This window comes from Qipengyuania citrea (assembly GCF_024171405.1).
GTDB classification, from domain to species: Bacteria; Pseudomonadota; Alphaproteobacteria; order Sphingomonadales; family Sphingomonadaceae; genus Qipengyuania; species Qipengyuania profunda.
The window spans coordinates 585,072-600,696 of record NZ_JALJZT010000002.1; the positions used below are offsets into that span (position 1 = coordinate 585,072).

The following is a 15,625-nucleotide window of genomic DNA, read 5'->3' on the forward strand; positions in this document are numbered from 1 at the left end:
ACGTCCAGCCCGAAGCCGGTAAACTCGCCGAAAGTCCCGCCTCCGGCGCTGGGGACAGATGTGGGCCAGCAGTCGAATTATCTTTCCAGTAAACATACGCTCTTAAGCGTCGCACTCGAAACGGGATTGCAGGGGGCAAGAATGAGCACTGTCGACGGGACCTTGGATAGCAAGCCGAGCGGCTATGAAGAGCGGGATGACCCCGCCGTCGTTACCCGCCTGCTGCTGGCCAGCGGGCTCATGCTCTTCGTCGAACTCGCGCTGATCCGCTGGCTCGGTTCGAGCGTCGTCCACCTGTCCTATTTCTCGAATTTCGTCCTGCTGGGGTCGTTCCTCGGCATTGGCGCGGGCTTCCTGATCAGCCGCAAGGAATGGTCGATCTGGCCGATTTCGCTGCCGCTGCTGGCGATCCTCGTCATCGGCGTGATCCAGTTTCCGGTCTCGATCGAACGGCAGGGTTCGGACCTCATCTATTTCACGGCGCTCGAAATCGAAGGACCACCCGCCTGGCTTGCGCTGCCCGTGGTCTTCGGGCTGGTCGCGGTCATCCTTGCCGGACCGGCGGAACTTGTCGGGCGGTGTTTTCCCAAGATGCGGCCCCTGTCTGCGTATCGCTACGACCTGATCGGTTCGCTGGCCGGGATTCTCGGCTTCACTGCCCTGAGTTTCCTCCATGCACCTTCGCTGGTCTGGGGCGTGGTCGCCATGGTTCCGATCATGCTGCTGACGGCACCCAACCGCCGGATCGTAAGCGCTGGCTGGGGCGTCGTGCTGCTGGCGGGCCTCGCCATGGAGACCTTCACCCCCGGCGTGAGCTGGTCGCCCTATTACAAGATCAACGCCGAGGAGATGGAAGAAGCCGATTCCGGTTTCGTCCTGATCCGCGCGAATGGCGTCCCGCACCAGTTGATGGCTCCGGCGGAATGGAAGCTGGAACAGGGCGAACGGATTTACGAGACGCCCTATCTACGGCTTCCGGGTAAGCTCGACGACGTGTTGATCGTCGGCGCTGGGTCGGGTTCGGACGTTGCGATCGCGCTGCGCGAAGGGGCCAAGCATGTCGATGCCGTGGATATCGACCCGCGCATCATGCAGATCGGGGTCGAGATGAACATCGACCGCCCCTACGCCAATCCAGGCGTCCAGCGGCATGTCAACGACGGCCGCGCCTTCCTCGAGAACACCGAGCGCAAATACGATCTCATCCTTTTCGCGCTGCCCGATTCGCTCACGCTGGTGAGCGGCGCATCGCAAATCCGCCTCGAATCCTTCCTCTTTACCGAGGAGGCCATCCAGTCGGTCCGCCGCGCGCTCAAGCCCGACGGCGCGTTTGCGATGTACAACTATTACCGCGAACCCTGGCTGATCGACCGGCTTGCCGGGACCACGCAGGCGGTGTTCGGCCATGAACCCTGCGTCGACACCTGGGCCGATGCGCAGGCGGTCGTCAGCATCGCGGTGCAGGCGGAATCGCAGACCTGCGGCGAACCCTGGGTTCCGACGACCGAAATCACCACGGTCAAGGACGATGCCCCGTTCCTGTATTTCCGCGGAAACAGCTTCCCGCCGCTCTATGCCTTCACTATCGGGGCCATCCTGCTCGCCTCGCTGGTGACAGTGCGGCTGCTGGGCGGCCCGCTCGGCACGATGCGGCCCTATGCCGACCTGTTCTTCATGGGTGCGGCGTTCCTGCTGCTCGAAACCAAGAACATCGCGACCTTTGCCTTGCTGTTCGGCACCACATGGTTCGTCAACGCGCTGGTGTTTGCCGGCGTGCTGGTGATCGTGCTTGCCGCGGTGGAAACCGAGCGGCGGGTCAAGACGCCGCCGCTCAAGGTGGTCTTCATCGCGCTGGCCGCCTCGCTTGCGGCGGCCTGGGTCATCAAGCCCGAATGGTTGCTGCCGCTGGCGTTCTGGCCGCGGCTGGTCGTGGCAACCGTGCTGGCCTTCCTGCCGATCTATCTCGCCAATATCGCCTTTGCGAAACGCTTCCGCGAAAGCAGCGATTCGCAATCGGCCTTTGCGATCAACCTGCTCGGCACGATCGTCGGCGGGTGTCTCGAATATGCGGCGCTGTTCACCGGCTACAACAATTTGCTGATCGTGACCGGCCTGCTGTATCTCGTCGCCTTCCTGCTGGTGCCGAGGGTCGCGGGCCGCGCAGCCTGACGCTTGTCTGGCGCGCGGCGCGGGGCTAGCGCGCGGGGAATGGATCTAACGCCTTCTCTGCTCGCCCGCCCCTTCCCCGCGCTGCCGGTAATCGACGGCGTGACGCTGCGCGTGGCGCGCGCGGGCTACAAGGCGTGGGACCGGTCCGATCTGACCTATGTCGAACTCGCCGCCGGCTGCGCCGTGGCGGGGGTCTTTACCAAATCGGCCTGCGCCTCGAGCGAGGTCGAGATGGGCCGCGCACAGGTGGAGCAGGGCCGCGCGCGGGCGCTGATCGTCAATGCAGGCAATTCCAACGCCTTCACCGGCTATCGCGGGCGCGAGGCGGTCGAGCAGATCATTGCGCAGGTAGCCAAGGCACTCGACTGCCCGGGGGACGAGGTGTTCGTGTCCTCGACCGGCGTGATCGGGGTGCCCTTGCCCAAGGACAAGGCGCGCGCCGGAGTGGCCGCGGTGCTCGGCGCCGAAAGCTGCGGCTGGGAAGAGGCGGCGAACGCGATCGGGACCACCGACACCTTCACCAAGGGCGCCGCAGCGGCGGCTTTCATGGGGACCCAGCGGGTCGAACTCGCCGGGATCATCAAGGGCAGCGGCATGATCGCGCCCGACATGGCGACGATGCTGGGCTATGTCTTTACCGACGCGGCCGTGGACCCGGCGTTCCTGCAGGAGATGCTATCCAAGGCGAATGAGGCGACGTTCTCCTGCATCACGGTCGATGGCGATACCTCGACCAGCGACACGGTGCTGCTGTTCGCAACCGGAAAGGCGGGCAATGCGCCGCTGACCACATGGGACGATCCCGGCGCCGATGCCTTCTACGCGGCGCTGCACGATGTCTGCCGCGAACTCGCCCTGCTGGTCGTGCGCGACGGCGAAGGGGCGCAGAAATTCATCGAGGTCGCGGTCACCGGGGCGGCGGACGACGCCAGCGCGCGCCGCGTCGGCCTGGCGATTGCCAACTCGCCGCTGGTGAAGACCGCGATAGCCGGGGGCGACGCCAATTGGGGCCGCGTGGTCATGGCGGTGGGCAAGGCGGGCGAACCCGCCGACCGCGACCGATTGTCGATCGGCTTCGGCGGGACCTGGGCCGCACGCGATGGCCAGCCCGTCGCCGATTACGACGAGGCACCGGTCGCCAAGCATCTTGCCGGGCAGGACATTCGCATCGAGGTCGATCTCGGTCTTGGCGAAGGCCGCGCGACCGTCTGGACCTGCGATCTCACGCATGGCTACATCTCGATCAATGCAGACTACCGCTCGTGAGCGCGCTCGACCGCGATATCCTCGCGCTGATGCAGCGGGTCACCGTGCAGGCGATCCTCCCGCGCTATCGCAACCTTGCCGCGGGCGAGGTCGAGGACAAGGGCGGCAACGATCCCGTCACGGTGGCCGACAAGGAGAGCGAGGCGCTGCTGCGCGAGGGGCTGGCCGCGCTCGACGATACGCTCGCCTTCGTGGGCGAGGAAACCGCGCACGCGGACCCAGGCATACTGGACCGGCTCGATCGCCCGTGCTGGATCGTCGATCCGGTCGACGGGACCCGCAATTTCGCCAGCGGGAAGCCGCCATTCGGGATCATCATCGCGCGCGCCGAAGGCGGGGAAGCACAGTCGGGCTGGATTTACGACTGCCTCAGCGGACGCTTCTGCACCGCGCATCGCGGCCAAGGGGCGCAGGTTGATGGCGTGAAGGTCGCCGCCCACCCCACCGGCATGACGCCGCCGATCGCCGCCCTGTCGCTGATCTTCATGCAGGAAGAGCGCCGCGAGGCGACGCGGCGGCATATCGCACCGCAGTACCACCTCGTCGACATCCCCTATTGCGCGGCGGAGCAGTATCCGCGGCTGGCGCTGGGGGTGAACGATGTGTCGATTTTTGAACGCACGCTGGCCTGGGACCACGCGGCGGGTGCGCTGTGGCTCAACGAGGCGGGCGGAAAAGCAGCGCGGCCCGACGGCTCACCCTATCGCGTGGACGAGGTGGGCCGAACGGGCCTGCTGGGTGCGGCGAGCCCGGCCCTGTGGGACGAGCTCGCCGAGCTATATGCGAAGCTGGATTAAAGCTCGCTCTCAAGCCACTGCTTGAGCTGGCCCTTGGGCGCCGCGCCGCGCATATGGGCAGCGGCTTCGCCATTCTTGAACAGCACGAGATAGGGGATCGACTGGACGCCCATCGAACCGGGGACGTCGGGGTTTTCCATGATGTCCATCTTGGCGATGGTGACCTGCTCGCCCAGTTCCTCGCTCAGTTCTTCAAGCGCGGGTGCGATCATCTTGCACGGACCGCACCAGTCGGCCCAGAAATCGACCAGCACGGGCTTGTCGCTTTCGAGCACGTCGGATTGGAAGCTGGCGTCGGTGACGGCGGTGGTGGCCATGGGAAATCTCCTGAAATTCGCTTGGCCCCCGATGTGGGCAGCCCGGTCAATTACTCAACGGGCGGCAGGGTAAAACTTTCCTGCGGCGCCGCAAATGCGCTCTTGTAGGCAGCCAGTATCGCGGGCGGCAAGGCGAACAGCTGCGGCGTCTGGGTATAGAGCACTGCGGCTTCTACCCGCCGGCCGGGATAGATCGCCTCCAGCGCGGCGACATAGGCCGCCATCTGCTTGAGCGTGCTTTCGGGAATGTCCTCGGGCGCGGCTGGCGGGCGCCGCGCGGTCTTGAAATCGACCACGGTGACCGTCTCGCTCGTGACCAGCAACCGGTCGGCCGTGCCCATCACGACCTGCCCTTCGACCGTCGCGGCGAGCGGCACTTCGGCAAGCGCCTGCGGACCGAACACATGCGCGAAGGTCGGATCCTCCAGCACCGCGCGAACCCGGGTGAGCATTTCCGCGCGCTCCGCCTCGGTCAGATCGGGAGCCTGCCGCGCGAGCCAGCCGCGCGCCTGTTCCTCGCGCATATCCTCGGCCAGCTGCGGCATCCGTTCGAGCAGCGCATGGATCAGCGTCCCGCGCCGCGCCGCTTCTGCCGCATGGGCGGGAGGCAGCGGCGGATCACTGCCCTCGACCTCGCCCAGCCCCGATGGCGCGAGCGGGCGCGGCGGCCGCGGTTCGGGACCGATCGGGCGCGTGGCCCATACGGGCAGCATCGGCTGCGAACTCTCGGCGGTGTGCTCGGCCGCTGGCGCTACAGCGGGAGCGCGTTCGCCGATTTCCCAGCGCGCATCCCAGATCGGGTCCGCCAGTCCCTCGTCCTCGCCGAACAACGGCTTGAGGCGTGCATACCAGCTATCCTCATGCGGGCCGTTCTTCGCATCGCGCGGACCCAGCGAACCGGTGATGAACAGCGCTTCCTGCGCGCGTGTGAGCGCGACATAGAGCAGCCGCCAGTGCTCCTGCATTGCCTTGGCGGTTTCGAGCTCGCCCGCCAGCCGCAACGGACCGACCTGTTCGCTCTTGGCAAGGACGGGCAGCGGGACCGCGCGTGCCTCGCCCCCACCGGGGAGGTCCTCGTGCAGGACCAGTTCCCCTGCGCCATCGGGGCGGATCGCGCTGTCGGCGAGGATCACGATCGGCGCTTCGAGCCCCTTCGAGCCATGCACGGTCATGACGCGGACCTGGTCGCCCCCCTCGCCCGCTTCGCGTTTCAGGTCGCCATCGTCGGCATCGAACCAGCGGATGAAGCCCTGAAGGCTGGCGGTATGCGCGCTGGCATAGGCATTCGCCGCATTGAGCAATTCGTCGATCGGATCGTTCGCTTCGCGCCCCAGCCGCGCGACCAATTGCCGCCGTCCGTCCATCGGGCCGATCAGCATCCAGTGGAGCAATTGCTGCGGACTGTCGTAATCGGCGCGGCGCAGGATTTCGCGCAGGATGCCCATGGTCTCCACGACCCGCTCGGCATCGCTGTCGCGCAGATGCTCCCACAAGCGCATGCGGGGCGGGCGATGGCCGTAGCGCAGCAATTCGTCCTGGCTCCACCCGATCAGCGGCGAGACCAGCAGGCTGGCGAGCGTAAGATCGTCGAGCGGTTGCGCGGCAAAGCGCAGCGCCGCCATCAAATCCTTCACCGCCAGCGGGTTGCCGAGCCGCAGGCGATCGACCCCGGCAACGGGAACACCGTGACGGTACAGCCGCGCGACGATCAGCGACGCCAGTTCGCGCCGCTTCTGTACCAGGATCATGACATCGCCAGCCGTGGCACGGCGCGGATTGCCCTTCGACAGCGTGAAGCCCTCGCCCGCAGGATCAAGCCACTGTGCCACCTGCTGCGCGATACGATCGGCCAGCTGGCGATCGTGCCTTGCAAGCCAGCCTTCCCGCTCGCCGTCATCATCCTCGCCTTCCGTGACCCGGACGACCTGCCACAGACCGATCAGCCCCGGCTCCGCGCTGCCCGTATGCGGGTCGCCGCGCTGGTCGAGACCGAAACCGCCATAGCCAATCGCATCGATTGCCCGGTCGACGAAGCCGAGCACCTGCTGGTTCGTGCGATAGCTGCGCCCGAGCCCGTATTCCTCCAGCCCGCGAACGTTCGGCGCGCCGCGCGTTTCGCGCGCGGCCTGCGCAGCGGCATCCAGCTTGTCGCGAAAGTAATCGCGCGCTTCGCGGAAGTTTTCCGGACTGGTGCCCTGGAAACCGAAGATCGCCTGCTTGTAGTCGCCGACGGCAAAGATGGTGCGCACCGCATCGCCCTGCGCGCCCGCGCCGTCGAAGTAATCGTCGGTCAGCGCCTTGACGATGCTCCATTGCGCCGCATTGGTATCCTGCGCTTCGTCGACGAGGATATGGTCGAAACTGCGGTCGAGCTTGTAGCGGATCCACTCGGCCATCGCGCTGTTCGACAGCAGGCTGGCGGCGCGGGCGATAAGGTCGTCGAAATCGACCAGCCCCTCGCGCTCCTTCGCCTTATGCCAGACGAGCGCGAAGGCGCGCCCGGCCTCGAGCTGCGGAGCAAGGAATGCAGCCAGCTCGATCAACGCGGCGCGTTCGCGGACCTGCGCCACGGCCTCGGCCACCTGCTGCTGATTGTCCGTAAAGACAGGATCGGCCTTCTCCGCCCCCGCCAGCTTGCGCGGCGTTCCGTCCTTCTTGAGCAATGTAGTGCAGAAACCCTCGAGACCAGCTCGGCGCGCGTCCGCATCACCGGCGAGCCAGCCCTCGATGAAGTCGGCGCATTGCTGCCCGGTCTTGGCGGGCCATCCGCGCGTGGCGGACAGGCAGGCGCGCAAGGCCGCGACGGGAAAGGCGTCGTCCGAACAGGCCTGCGCCACCCATGCAGCATCGGCGTCGGCGGGGATGCCGAGCAGGCGGTGGACGCGCGGCTGCATGGGCGGCTGCCAGCTGCCCGGTCCGCGCCATAGATCCATGTGCCGTGCGCAGCGCATCAGCCAGCCGCGGACCGCATCGGGCCCCTTGCGCTTGCTCAGCTCGGCAATCGCGCCGGTTATGCGGGTGTCGCCTTCGCCCAGCAGCGTCGCCAGCACCTCGCGGCTGAGCAGGTCGCGCTCGCGGTCTTCCATCGGGCGCGATCCGGGCAGCATGCCCGCCTCGCCCGGGAACGCGGCGAGGAGATATTGTGCGAAGGCGTGGATCGTATCGATCCGCAAGCCGCCGCCGGGACAATCGAGCACGCGCGCGAACAGTGCGCGGGCCCGCGCACGTGTGGCGGGATCGGCCGGCGCGCCAAGATAGCCGAGCTCCTTGCCGAGCTGGGCATCGTCCATCCGCACCCACCGCGCGAGCACCGCGTTGACCCGCACCGCCATTTCGGCCGCGCCCGCCTTGGTGAAGGTCAGGCACAGCACCTGCGACGGATCGGCACCCGGTTCGAGCAGCAGCCGCAACACACGCGCCGACAGCACCTGCGTCTTGCCGGTCCCCGCGCTCGCCGACAGCCACACGCTGTCCTGCGGATCGACCGCGAGCCGCTGCTTGTCCTGCAGTTCGTAGACGGTCCCGCTCATGCGTCCTCTCCGCCATCCTGATGCGCGATCCATTCATCGAGCCGCATCAGCTGGTCATAGGTGTCGTAGGCGGGGTAATCGGGGTTCTCGCGCGCGGTGAAGGGATCGCGGCCCTTGATGAAACGGCCGATAGCCAGCGTCAGCTTCTCGGCGGTGAGCGGGAGGAATTCCTCGGGCAGCACACCCGAAGTCTTGCGCCCGACCTTCAGCGGGATGTCGACATAGCCGAAGCCGAACGGGTTATCGTCATTGTTCGCCTTGCCCAACGACCAGTATTCATAACCGTGCGGATCGCCCGACAGGCCGTCGAACCCGCCCCGCTCGGCGATCAGGCCGAGGATACCGAGCTGGAGTGCAAAGCCCTGCTCGACCATCGCCGCGCTGGGCGGCTTGCCGGTCTTGTAGTCGATGATCGCAAGGCTGCCGTCCTCTAGCCGGTCGATCCGGTCCGCGCGGCCATGCACCTGCACGCCTTCGAAAGTCATCGCGCCCTTCTTCTCGACCGCGAGCACGCAGCGCTCGTCGTAACTGGTCACCTGATCCTCGATCCAGCGCAGCGCCGCTTCGAGGCGGGGCTGCCACAGACCGCGCATCAGCGGATCGGCGTTTTCCTCGTCGAGCACCGCATCCATGATCGGTGCCAGCGACGCCGCCGGATCGCTCTCGCGCGCCTCGTGCCAGCGCTGCAGGATCGTATGTGCGACATTGCCCTGCCACAGCGCCGACGGCTCGGCATCGAGCGCGTCGAGATCGGACAGGCCCATGATCTTGCCCGCATAGAATTGGTAGGGATCGCCCAGTAGCCGATCGAGCGCGGTGGCGGAAATATCGACATCGCGCTGTTCCGGCGCCGGATCGGGCGCGGGCCGCGGATAGCGCTCGGCCGCCGGTGCGCGCGTCATGGCGCGGGCCAGCGCGACCGCTTCGCGTTCCTCGTAACGCGGCAGCATCTCGCCCAGCAACGCCTGCACCCGCAACAGGAAGCGCGAGGGAATCGCAGGGCCGGCCTCGTCGCGCTCCGACCGCGAGAGCACCACCTCGGGTGCCCCCATCGCCCCGGCCAAATCGTGTGCCGACAGACCGATGCGGAAATCGGAGCCGGGAATGCCCAGCGCGCGCAGCACGGGCGGCGCGAGCAGCGCGTCGATCCCGCCCCTGGTGGGCCAGACGCCTTCGTTGAGCCCCGCACAGATGACCAGTTCGGCGCGGTTCATCCGGCTTTCCAGCAGACCGAGAATATGTACCCGCGCATGCCCGCCATAGGGTGGCCGCACTGCGATCTGCTCCATCGCATCGCGCAGCGCGATGCCCGTTTCGGTAGGCGCGAGCGCAAAAGCCGCTTCGCGCGCATGCAGCCGCAAATCCTCGACAAAGGCGGAGAGCGCGCGGCCGTCTTCCCTGGCCCACAGCTTCTCGCCGCACAGCGCCTCGCCCGCCTCGGCTAGCGTATCCAGCACTTCGGCCAGCGGCGCGCTTTCCTCCTGCCGCAAGGCAAGCAGCGGCATCAGCGCCTGTTCGACCACCGCATACCATGCGCCGACCGGCGGATGGGTTTCGGACAGCTGGGCTGCGATCTTCGCAAGCGGAACAAGCCCGCCCGCCTGCCGCGGCCCGCGCAAACGCTGCTCGATCCGGCGCAGCTGGCGCAGCCAGGTACCGCGCTCCATGCCGCCATCGACCAGCGGATGCGCCAGCAGCCCCATCAGCGGCACGGGCGCGGCGTCCTCCGCCATCACCTCGGCCAGCAGCAGGAACAACCGCCCCGCCGGGGTCTGCGAGAGCGGGCGGCCCGCCGAATCGTCGGCGGCAATATTCCAGCGGTCGAGATGGTGCACCACCCGCCGCGCCAATGCGCGGTCCGGGGTGACGACTGCCACGCGCCGTTCGGGTTCCTCGAGCGCTTCGCGCACCAGCAGCGCGATCGCCTGCGCTTCTTCCTCGGGCGTGGCGCAGGTCATCGTCCGCAGGCCCGACAGGCGGCGCTTTTCGGGCGGCAGATCGACCCAGCCCTTGCTTGCCTCGGGCGGGAGAAACAGCGATCCGATCGCATGGCTGCGCTCGGGCGGCGCCGCGGCGAGGCCCCTGCGATGCCACGGCTGCACTTCTTCCCGTGCCACCCCCATGCGGTTGAGCAGCAGCTTGAGGTGATATTGCGGATGCGTCACCGCATCGTCGCGCGCAAACGGCGTGGCACCCGGCTCGGGCGTTGCACCCGCCCGCCCCAATTCGTCCCAGACCGCCTGCGGCATCGTCAGGTCGAAATCGGGCAGGATGACCGCGCCATGTTCGAGATCCGCCACGACGCGCAACAGCCGCGCGAGCGACGGCGCCGCGCTGGTCACCCCCGCAGCCACGACCGGCGTCGGCGGCGGGGTCTGCTTCCAGCGCGAGGCAGCCCAGTCGAACAGCCGATTGCGCCGCGCGGCTGCATCGAGCGCGTCCCATTCGCGCAATTGTGCCAGCCATTGTGCCTGCACGCTGGCAAACAGGTGGAGGCTTTGCTGCCAATGGCCCGACAGCGATCCGAACAGGTCGAGCACGGGTTCGCCAAGCAATTCCTCGGGGCCCACGCCTTCGACCAGCAGCCGATCCATCGTCGCGCCCATCTCGCGCGCCAGCCGGAGCAGGGTCGCCCCGCCGGGCGCCTCGTCGCCCATGGTTTCGCCAATAAGCTGGGCCAGCGCGAACAGCCGCCGCTGCGGATCGATCGCGGGCGGGACATCGGCCGCGCCAAGCGGATCGAGCAGCGGGCCCAGCGTCTCGTCGAGATCGAGATCGCCAACCACCGCCATGCGCGGCATCAGCAGCCCCGGCGTAGTGTGCTCGCCTGCGTGGCGGATGAAGGCTTCGGCGATCGTCCGCCGCGCCCGGCTGCTCGGTACCAGCAGCGTCAGCCGCGCAAGACCGAACTCGGGGTCCGAATATCGCGGGACGAGACCCGCCACCAGCGCATCGGCAAAGCCGCGGTGGGCAGCAATCGAGTAGACCTGCGGCTGGTGCCGTTCAGCCACCCTTGAGCGCCTGTTCGGTCGGGCGGATATGCGCCGGCGTGCCGACTTCGTACCAGTGCCCGGTAAAGGCGAGCCCGAACAGGCGGCCTTCGGCAATCGCCCGGTCCCACAGGACATTGGTCGAGAACTTGCCTTCGGGCGCATCGCGCAGCAGCCGCTCGGATACGAGCTGGATCCCTGTATAGATGAACGGCGCGATCCGCCCCGGCAGCTTGCGCTGCAACAGCCCCGCCCCATTCATGTAGAAATCGCCCACGCCATCGAAATTATACGCCCGCGCGTGGTTCACGACCAGCAGCAGCGCGTCCATCCGGTCGGGGTCCCAGCGCGCCGACAGATCGGCAAAGGCATTGCGCGGACCATCGAGCCAGATGCTGTCGGCATTGCAGGCAAAGAACTGGCTGGGCAGCAGGCCCGCTGCCGCGGCCTTGACCATGCCGCCGCCGGTTTCGAGCAAGTGTTCGCGCTCGTCCGAGAAGGTCACAGCGGGCGCCTTGCGCGGCCCGATATGCGCCTCGATCGCATCGGCGAGATAGTGCACATTGACCACCGCCTTGGCGATCCCGGCTTCCTCCAGCCGATCGAGCGCCCGGTCGATCAGCGGCTTGCCCGCCACGCGCACCAGCGGTTTGGGCGTGCTCGCGGTCAGCGGGCGCATGCGCTTGCCCAGCCCCGCAGCCATCAGCATGGCGGTGTCGGAGGCCAATTCGCTCACTGGATTTCCCCGCCCGCGGTATCGCGGATTTCCTGCGGGATATTGGCGGCGAACCAGTCGGCGACCGGCCGCAGCGCTTCATGCGCGAGATCGCGCTCCATCGCGGTCCAGACCCGCGGGATCATCGCGAGGTAGCGGGCCTTGCCATCACGCTTCCACAGCCGGGTGAAGATGCCGACGATCTTGGCGTTCCGCTGCGCGCCGAGCCGCGCGTAATCGGCTTCGAAGTGCTCGCCCGGATCGGCCGCAGCACGGTAGCGACCGAGCATTTCGCATTCGAGGTCTTCGGCCACATCGCGGCGTGCATCCTGCAGCAAGCTGACGAGATCATAGGCCGGGTGGCCGACCAGCGCGTCCTGGAAGTCGATCAGCCCCTGCGCGCCCGCCAGCTTGCCGGGTTCGAGCAGCATGATGTTTTCCGCATGGTAATCGCGCAGCACGGTTACGCCCGGCGTCTGGCGCGGCAGCAAGGGCTCGAGCACGGCCTCCCACGCCTTGCGATAGCCCTCGACATCGACGTCGAGCCCCATCGCCGGACAATACCATTCGACCAGCAGCATCGCTTCGCGCAGATAGACCGCCATGTCGTAGGTCGCGAACGGACCCGGCGGCAGCCGATGCAGCTGCACCAGCGTGTCGATCGCCTTGGCATAGATGTCGCGTTCGTCACCCGGATTGTCGTCGATCCATTCGCGCATCCGCTGGTCGCCGAAATCCTCGGTCAGAACCCATCCGCGCGCGGCGTCTTCCAACAGGATATGCGGCGCGCGCAAACCGCTGGTTTCCAGCCAGTGCGCGACATGCAGGAAGGGCTTGGGATCTTCCTCGGGCGGCGGTGCATGCATCAGCATCGCGCTCTTGCCGCCGAGCTTGAGCCGGAAGTACCGGCGGAAACTGGCATCGCCGACGAGCGGGGTGATTTCCGCCCCCTCCCATTCGGTATCGCCAAGGAATGCGTGAATATCGTCAAGAAGCGCGTCGCTCATAGCCAGCGCCCTTGCCAAGATGTGCCCGGGGTTACAACGGCCTCGCGCCCGTCACCCACCTTTTCGAGATCAATCGCGAGACACGTCGGCTCATGCGCGAAGCCGCCGGCATGGTCGGGCCATTCGGCAAGCAGGACCGCACCCTCGCGATAGTCGTCGAGCCCGAGTTCCTCGACCTCGGATGGATGTTCCAGCCGGTAGAAATCGGCATGCACCACCGGCGGGTTCAGCTCGTCATAGGTCTCGATAATCGTGTAGGTTGGCGACGGCACTTCGCCCATGTGGCCCAGCGCAGCAAGGATCGCCCGGGCGAGCGTGGTCTTGCCGGTCCCCAGCGTGCCCGAAAGCGCGACGACATCGCCCGGGGCGAGCAGGGCCGCGATACGCTGCCCCAGCGCCTCCATCGCTGCGAGATCGGGCAAGGCAATGGTCACGGCAGCGTGATCGTGGCCGTGGTGCCGCCGTTCTTGCGGCTGTGGATTTCGAGCGTTCCGCCATGCGCTTCGATCAGCTGCCGCGCGAGCGGGATACCCAGCCCCTGCCGCCGCTCGATCCCCTTGCCATCGGCAGACATGCGGATGCCCTCGAGCGCCCGCGCCAGTTCATGCTGGCTCATCCCGCGGCCATTGTCGGCGATGACGATCTTGGTCTCGCCGCGCTTGCGCCCGATATCGACCAGGATCCGCCCGCCGCGCGGAGTGCCGTTGATGGCGTTGTCGAGCAGCTGCGAAATCGCCCGCCGCAACTGGTGCGGATCGGCGGTGACGCTCTTCTCGGGGCTTCCCTTGAGATCGAGCGTCAGCCCGCTGTCGAGGATCCGCCGTTCCTGTTTGCGCACGATCTGCGTCACGAAAGGCAGCAGTTCGAGCTTGCTCTGGCGCAGCGGCATCAGGCCCGCTTCGGATTGCGAGAGATCGAGGACGTTTTCGACCTGCTCGGTGAGCTTGCCGACCGACAGCGAGATCGCCTGCGCATATTCCTCGGCCTGCGGTGGCAATTCGCCCGCAATGCCGCTGGTCAGCAGTTCGGCAAACCCGCCGATCGAGGTCAGCGGCGTCCGGAATTCATAACTCATGTTGGCCAGGAAGCGGGTCATCACCGCATCGGCTTCCTCCAGCGCGCGGTTACGCTCGCGCAAGGCCTGTTCGGCCTGGCGCGAGGCGGTCACGTCGAGCACGGTCAGCAGGCCATTGCCATCGGGCAGCGGGACCCCGGTGAAGTCGAGCGTGCGCCCATTGGCGAGTTCGATGCGGCCATCGCTCTTCTTGCGATCGAGCGTCGCCGCACGGATGACCTGGTTGATCCCCGACACCGCGCTGGGATCGGCAAGGTTCGGGGCAATCGCGCCGAGCAAATCCTCCGCCTGCGGGTGGCCATCGAGAACCTCGTGTTCGATCCCCCAGGCGCCGGGGAAGCCGCGGTTCCACAATTCCAGATGCCCGTCGGGAGCGAATACCGCCAGCGCCTCGAACAGATTGTCGAATGTCGCGGTGCGCGTGCGCAGCAGCGTGTCGCGGGTCGCCGAAAGTGCGAGCTGCTCGGTCCGGTCCTCGGCGATCATCACCAGCCCGCCATCGGGGAGCGGCTGCGCGACGATCCGCAAATGCGTGCTGTCCGACAGCGACCAGGCTTCTTCATGCGGCTCGTCGCGCTGGAACCACTCGGCCAGTTCGTTGCGCCATGCGGGGAAGTCGCGGACTTCGGGGATGCGGCCATTCTCGCGGGCAATCAGCAGCATTTGCTGGAAGGTCGTGCGGTCGTTGACCACGCCCGGCGGCAGCGAGAACACGCGGTGGAACGGCTGGTTGGCGAAGGTCATGCGGTGCGCCGCATCGAACTGCGCCACGCCGATCGACAGCTGGTCGAGCATCGAGCGCTGCGCCTCGCGGAAGGCGCGGAATTCGCGGGCCTGCTCCTCCATTTCCTCGATATCGACCGCGTAACCGGCAATGCCCTCGCCCATCAACGGCAAGTCGGTCACCCGGATGGTGCGCCGCGCGCGGTCGATGGTCGCGCTGACGATGCGCTCGATCGGCTGGCGCCGGTCGGCAGCCTGTTGCGCGACCTCGGTCGCCGTCCGGCCATTGACCGTTTCGACCAGCTCGATCTGTTCGGTGACCACGCGGTCCGCGCTGTCCGCGCCGACCGCTTCGACATAGGCCTGGTTGACCAGCCGCAATTGCATGTCCGCCCCGCGGAACCACATCGGCATCGGCGCCGCCTCGATCAGCCCGACCAGCGCGCCGAAATCCTCGCGTGCGCGCGCGGCTTCCTCGCGCAATTGCAGCAATTCGGCTTCGCTCTCGCTGAAATCGAAGACCCAGATCAGCGCCGCCCCGCCGGGCGAAACCGCGGGGTCTGCCAGCGACCCCTGCATCGCCAGCGACTTGCCCGAGCCCGGCGCCACGGTGATCGCCATGCGGAACGGCTTGGCGGTCTTCTGCGTGCGGCGCACATTGCGCGTCAGATCGTCCATCTGCGCTTCGGTCAGGCCGCGGCCATCCGCGCCCGCCAGTTCGGACATGTATTCGGGGACCTTGTCGAGCCCGATCCAGCGCGCCAGCCGGTCGGGCGCCTCGATCCGCCCGTCGGCGCGGACCAGCAGCGGGATCGCGGGCGCTTCCTCGATCAGGCGCGAAAGGCGCTGCGCAACCTGCCTGCTGGCGATCGATTTCTGCTCGCGTCCGCTCGCGCGCAGCATCGCCCAGACTGCACCTGCGGTCCATAAGGCCAGCAGGAGGCCGACGATGGCCAGCAGTGCGGGAGAGGTTTCCATTACCGCCAGCTATGCGGACGCGCGCGGGGATGCAATGCCCCCGCGCGCGTTCGTGCCA

The 15,625-nt window shown here is 67.2% G+C and carries 10 protein-coding genes; 3 read left to right on the forward strand and 7 right to left on the reverse strand.

The annotated features are described in order from the left end of the window. Window positions 1–141: 141 nt before the first annotated feature. The 3 genes from J2S32_RS03710 to J2S32_RS03720 are packed head-to-tail and all read left to right on the forward strand — an operon-like array spanning window position 142 to window position 4,232. On the forward strand, window positions 142–2,169 hold the full coding sequence (locus J2S32_RS03710; RefSeq protein ID WP_253516437.1) for a spermidine synthase: 2,028 nt from the start codon (window positions 142–144) through the stop codon (window positions 2,167–2,169). A gap of 39 nt (window positions 2,170–2,208) precedes the next feature. After that, entirely contained in the window at window positions 2,209–3,435 is a 1,227-nt protein-coding gene (argJ, locus tag J2S32_RS03715; protein ID WP_253516440.1) for a bifunctional glutamate N-acetyltransferase/amino-acid acetyltransferase ArgJ, read from the forward strand. Between the two features lie 29 nt (window positions 3,436–3,464). Continuing rightward, window positions 3,465–4,232 (forward strand): inositol monophosphatase family protein, encoded by a 768-nt coding sequence (locus J2S32_RS03720; RefSeq protein WP_253522918.1) that lies wholly within the window; start codon window positions 3,465–3,467, stop codon window positions 4,230–4,232. Here the strand turns inward: J2S32_RS03720 and trxA are convergent. The 7 genes from trxA to J2S32_RS03755 are packed head-to-tail and all read right to left on the reverse strand — an operon-like array spanning window position 4,229 to window position 15,567. Further along, on the reverse strand, window positions 4,229–4,549 hold the full coding sequence (trxA, locus tag J2S32_RS03725; RefSeq protein ID WP_253516442.1) for a thioredoxin: 321 nt from the start codon (window positions 4,547–4,549) through the stop codon (window positions 4,229–4,231). The genes J2S32_RS03720 and trxA overlap by 4 nt on opposite strands. Window positions 4,550–4,599: 50 nt before the next feature. Further along, window positions 4,600–8,079, reverse strand: coding sequence for a double-strand break repair helicase AddA (gene addA, locus J2S32_RS03730; protein ID WP_253516445.1), 3,480 nt, complete (start codon window positions 8,077–8,079; stop codon window positions 4,600–4,602). Next, window positions 8,076–11,090: a double-strand break repair protein AddB gene (gene addB, locus J2S32_RS03735; RefSeq protein ID WP_253516448.1), complete on the reverse strand. Its 3,015-nt coding sequence runs from the start codon at window positions 11,088–11,090 to the stop codon at window positions 8,076–8,078. Before addB ends, addA begins: the two co-directional genes overlap by 4 nt. Beyond that, on the reverse strand, window positions 11,083–11,805 hold the full coding sequence (locus J2S32_RS03740; RefSeq protein ID WP_253516451.1) for a nucleotidyltransferase family protein: 723 nt from the start codon (window positions 11,803–11,805) through the stop codon (window positions 11,083–11,085). Before J2S32_RS03740 ends, addB begins: the two co-directional genes overlap by 8 nt. Continuing rightward, window positions 11,802–12,791: an aminoglycoside phosphotransferase family protein gene (locus tag J2S32_RS03745; RefSeq protein ID WP_253516454.1), complete on the reverse strand. Its 990-nt coding sequence runs from the start codon at window positions 12,789–12,791 to the stop codon at window positions 11,802–11,804. Before J2S32_RS03745 ends, J2S32_RS03740 begins: the two co-directional genes overlap by 4 nt. Beyond that, window positions 12,788–13,225 (reverse strand): tRNA (adenosine(37)-N6)-threonylcarbamoyltransferase complex ATPase subunit type 1 TsaE, encoded by a 438-nt coding sequence (gene tsaE, locus J2S32_RS03750; RefSeq protein WP_253516463.1) that lies wholly within the window; start codon window positions 13,223–13,225, stop codon window positions 12,788–12,790. The genes J2S32_RS03745 and tsaE overlap by 4 nt, the downstream gene beginning before the upstream one ends. After that, the gene (locus tag J2S32_RS03755) at window positions 13,222–15,567 is read right to left on the reverse strand and encodes a sensor histidine kinase (RefSeq protein WP_253516465.1); all 2,346 of its coding nucleotides are present in this window, start codon (window positions 15,565–15,567) and stop codon (window positions 13,222–13,224) included. The genes tsaE and J2S32_RS03755 overlap by 4 nt, the downstream gene beginning before the upstream one ends. Between the last annotated feature and the right edge of the window lie 58 nt (window positions 15,568–15,625).

Bases quoted from the DNA above. Each gene is read 5' to 3' on its own strand.
- J2S32_RS03710 (WP_253516437.1), top strand. From the start codon at position 142: ATGAGCACTGTCGACGGGACCTTGGATAGCAAGCCGAGCGGCTATGAA.
- trxA (WP_253516442.1), bottom strand. From the start codon at position 4,549: ATGGCCACCACCGCCGTCACCGACGCCAGCTTCCAATCCGACGTGCTC.
- J2S32_RS03720 (WP_253522918.1), top strand. From the start codon at position 3,465: ATGCAGCGGGTCACCGTGCAGGCGATCCTCCCGCGCTATCGCAACCTT.
- J2S32_RS03755 (WP_253516465.1), bottom strand. From the start codon at position 15,567: ATGGAAACCTCTCCCGCACTGCTGGCCATCGTCGGCCTCCTGCTGGCC.
- argJ (WP_253516440.1), top strand. From the start codon at position 2,209: ATGGATCTAACGCCTTCTCTGCTCGCCCGCCCCTTCCCCGCGCTGCCG.
- J2S32_RS03745 (WP_253516454.1), bottom strand. From the start codon at position 12,791: ATGAGCGACGCGCTTCTTGACGATATTCACGCATTCCTTGGCGATACC.
- addA (WP_253516445.1), bottom strand. From the start codon at position 8,079: ATGAGCGGGACCGTCTACGAACTGCAGGACAAGCAGCGGCTCGCGGTC.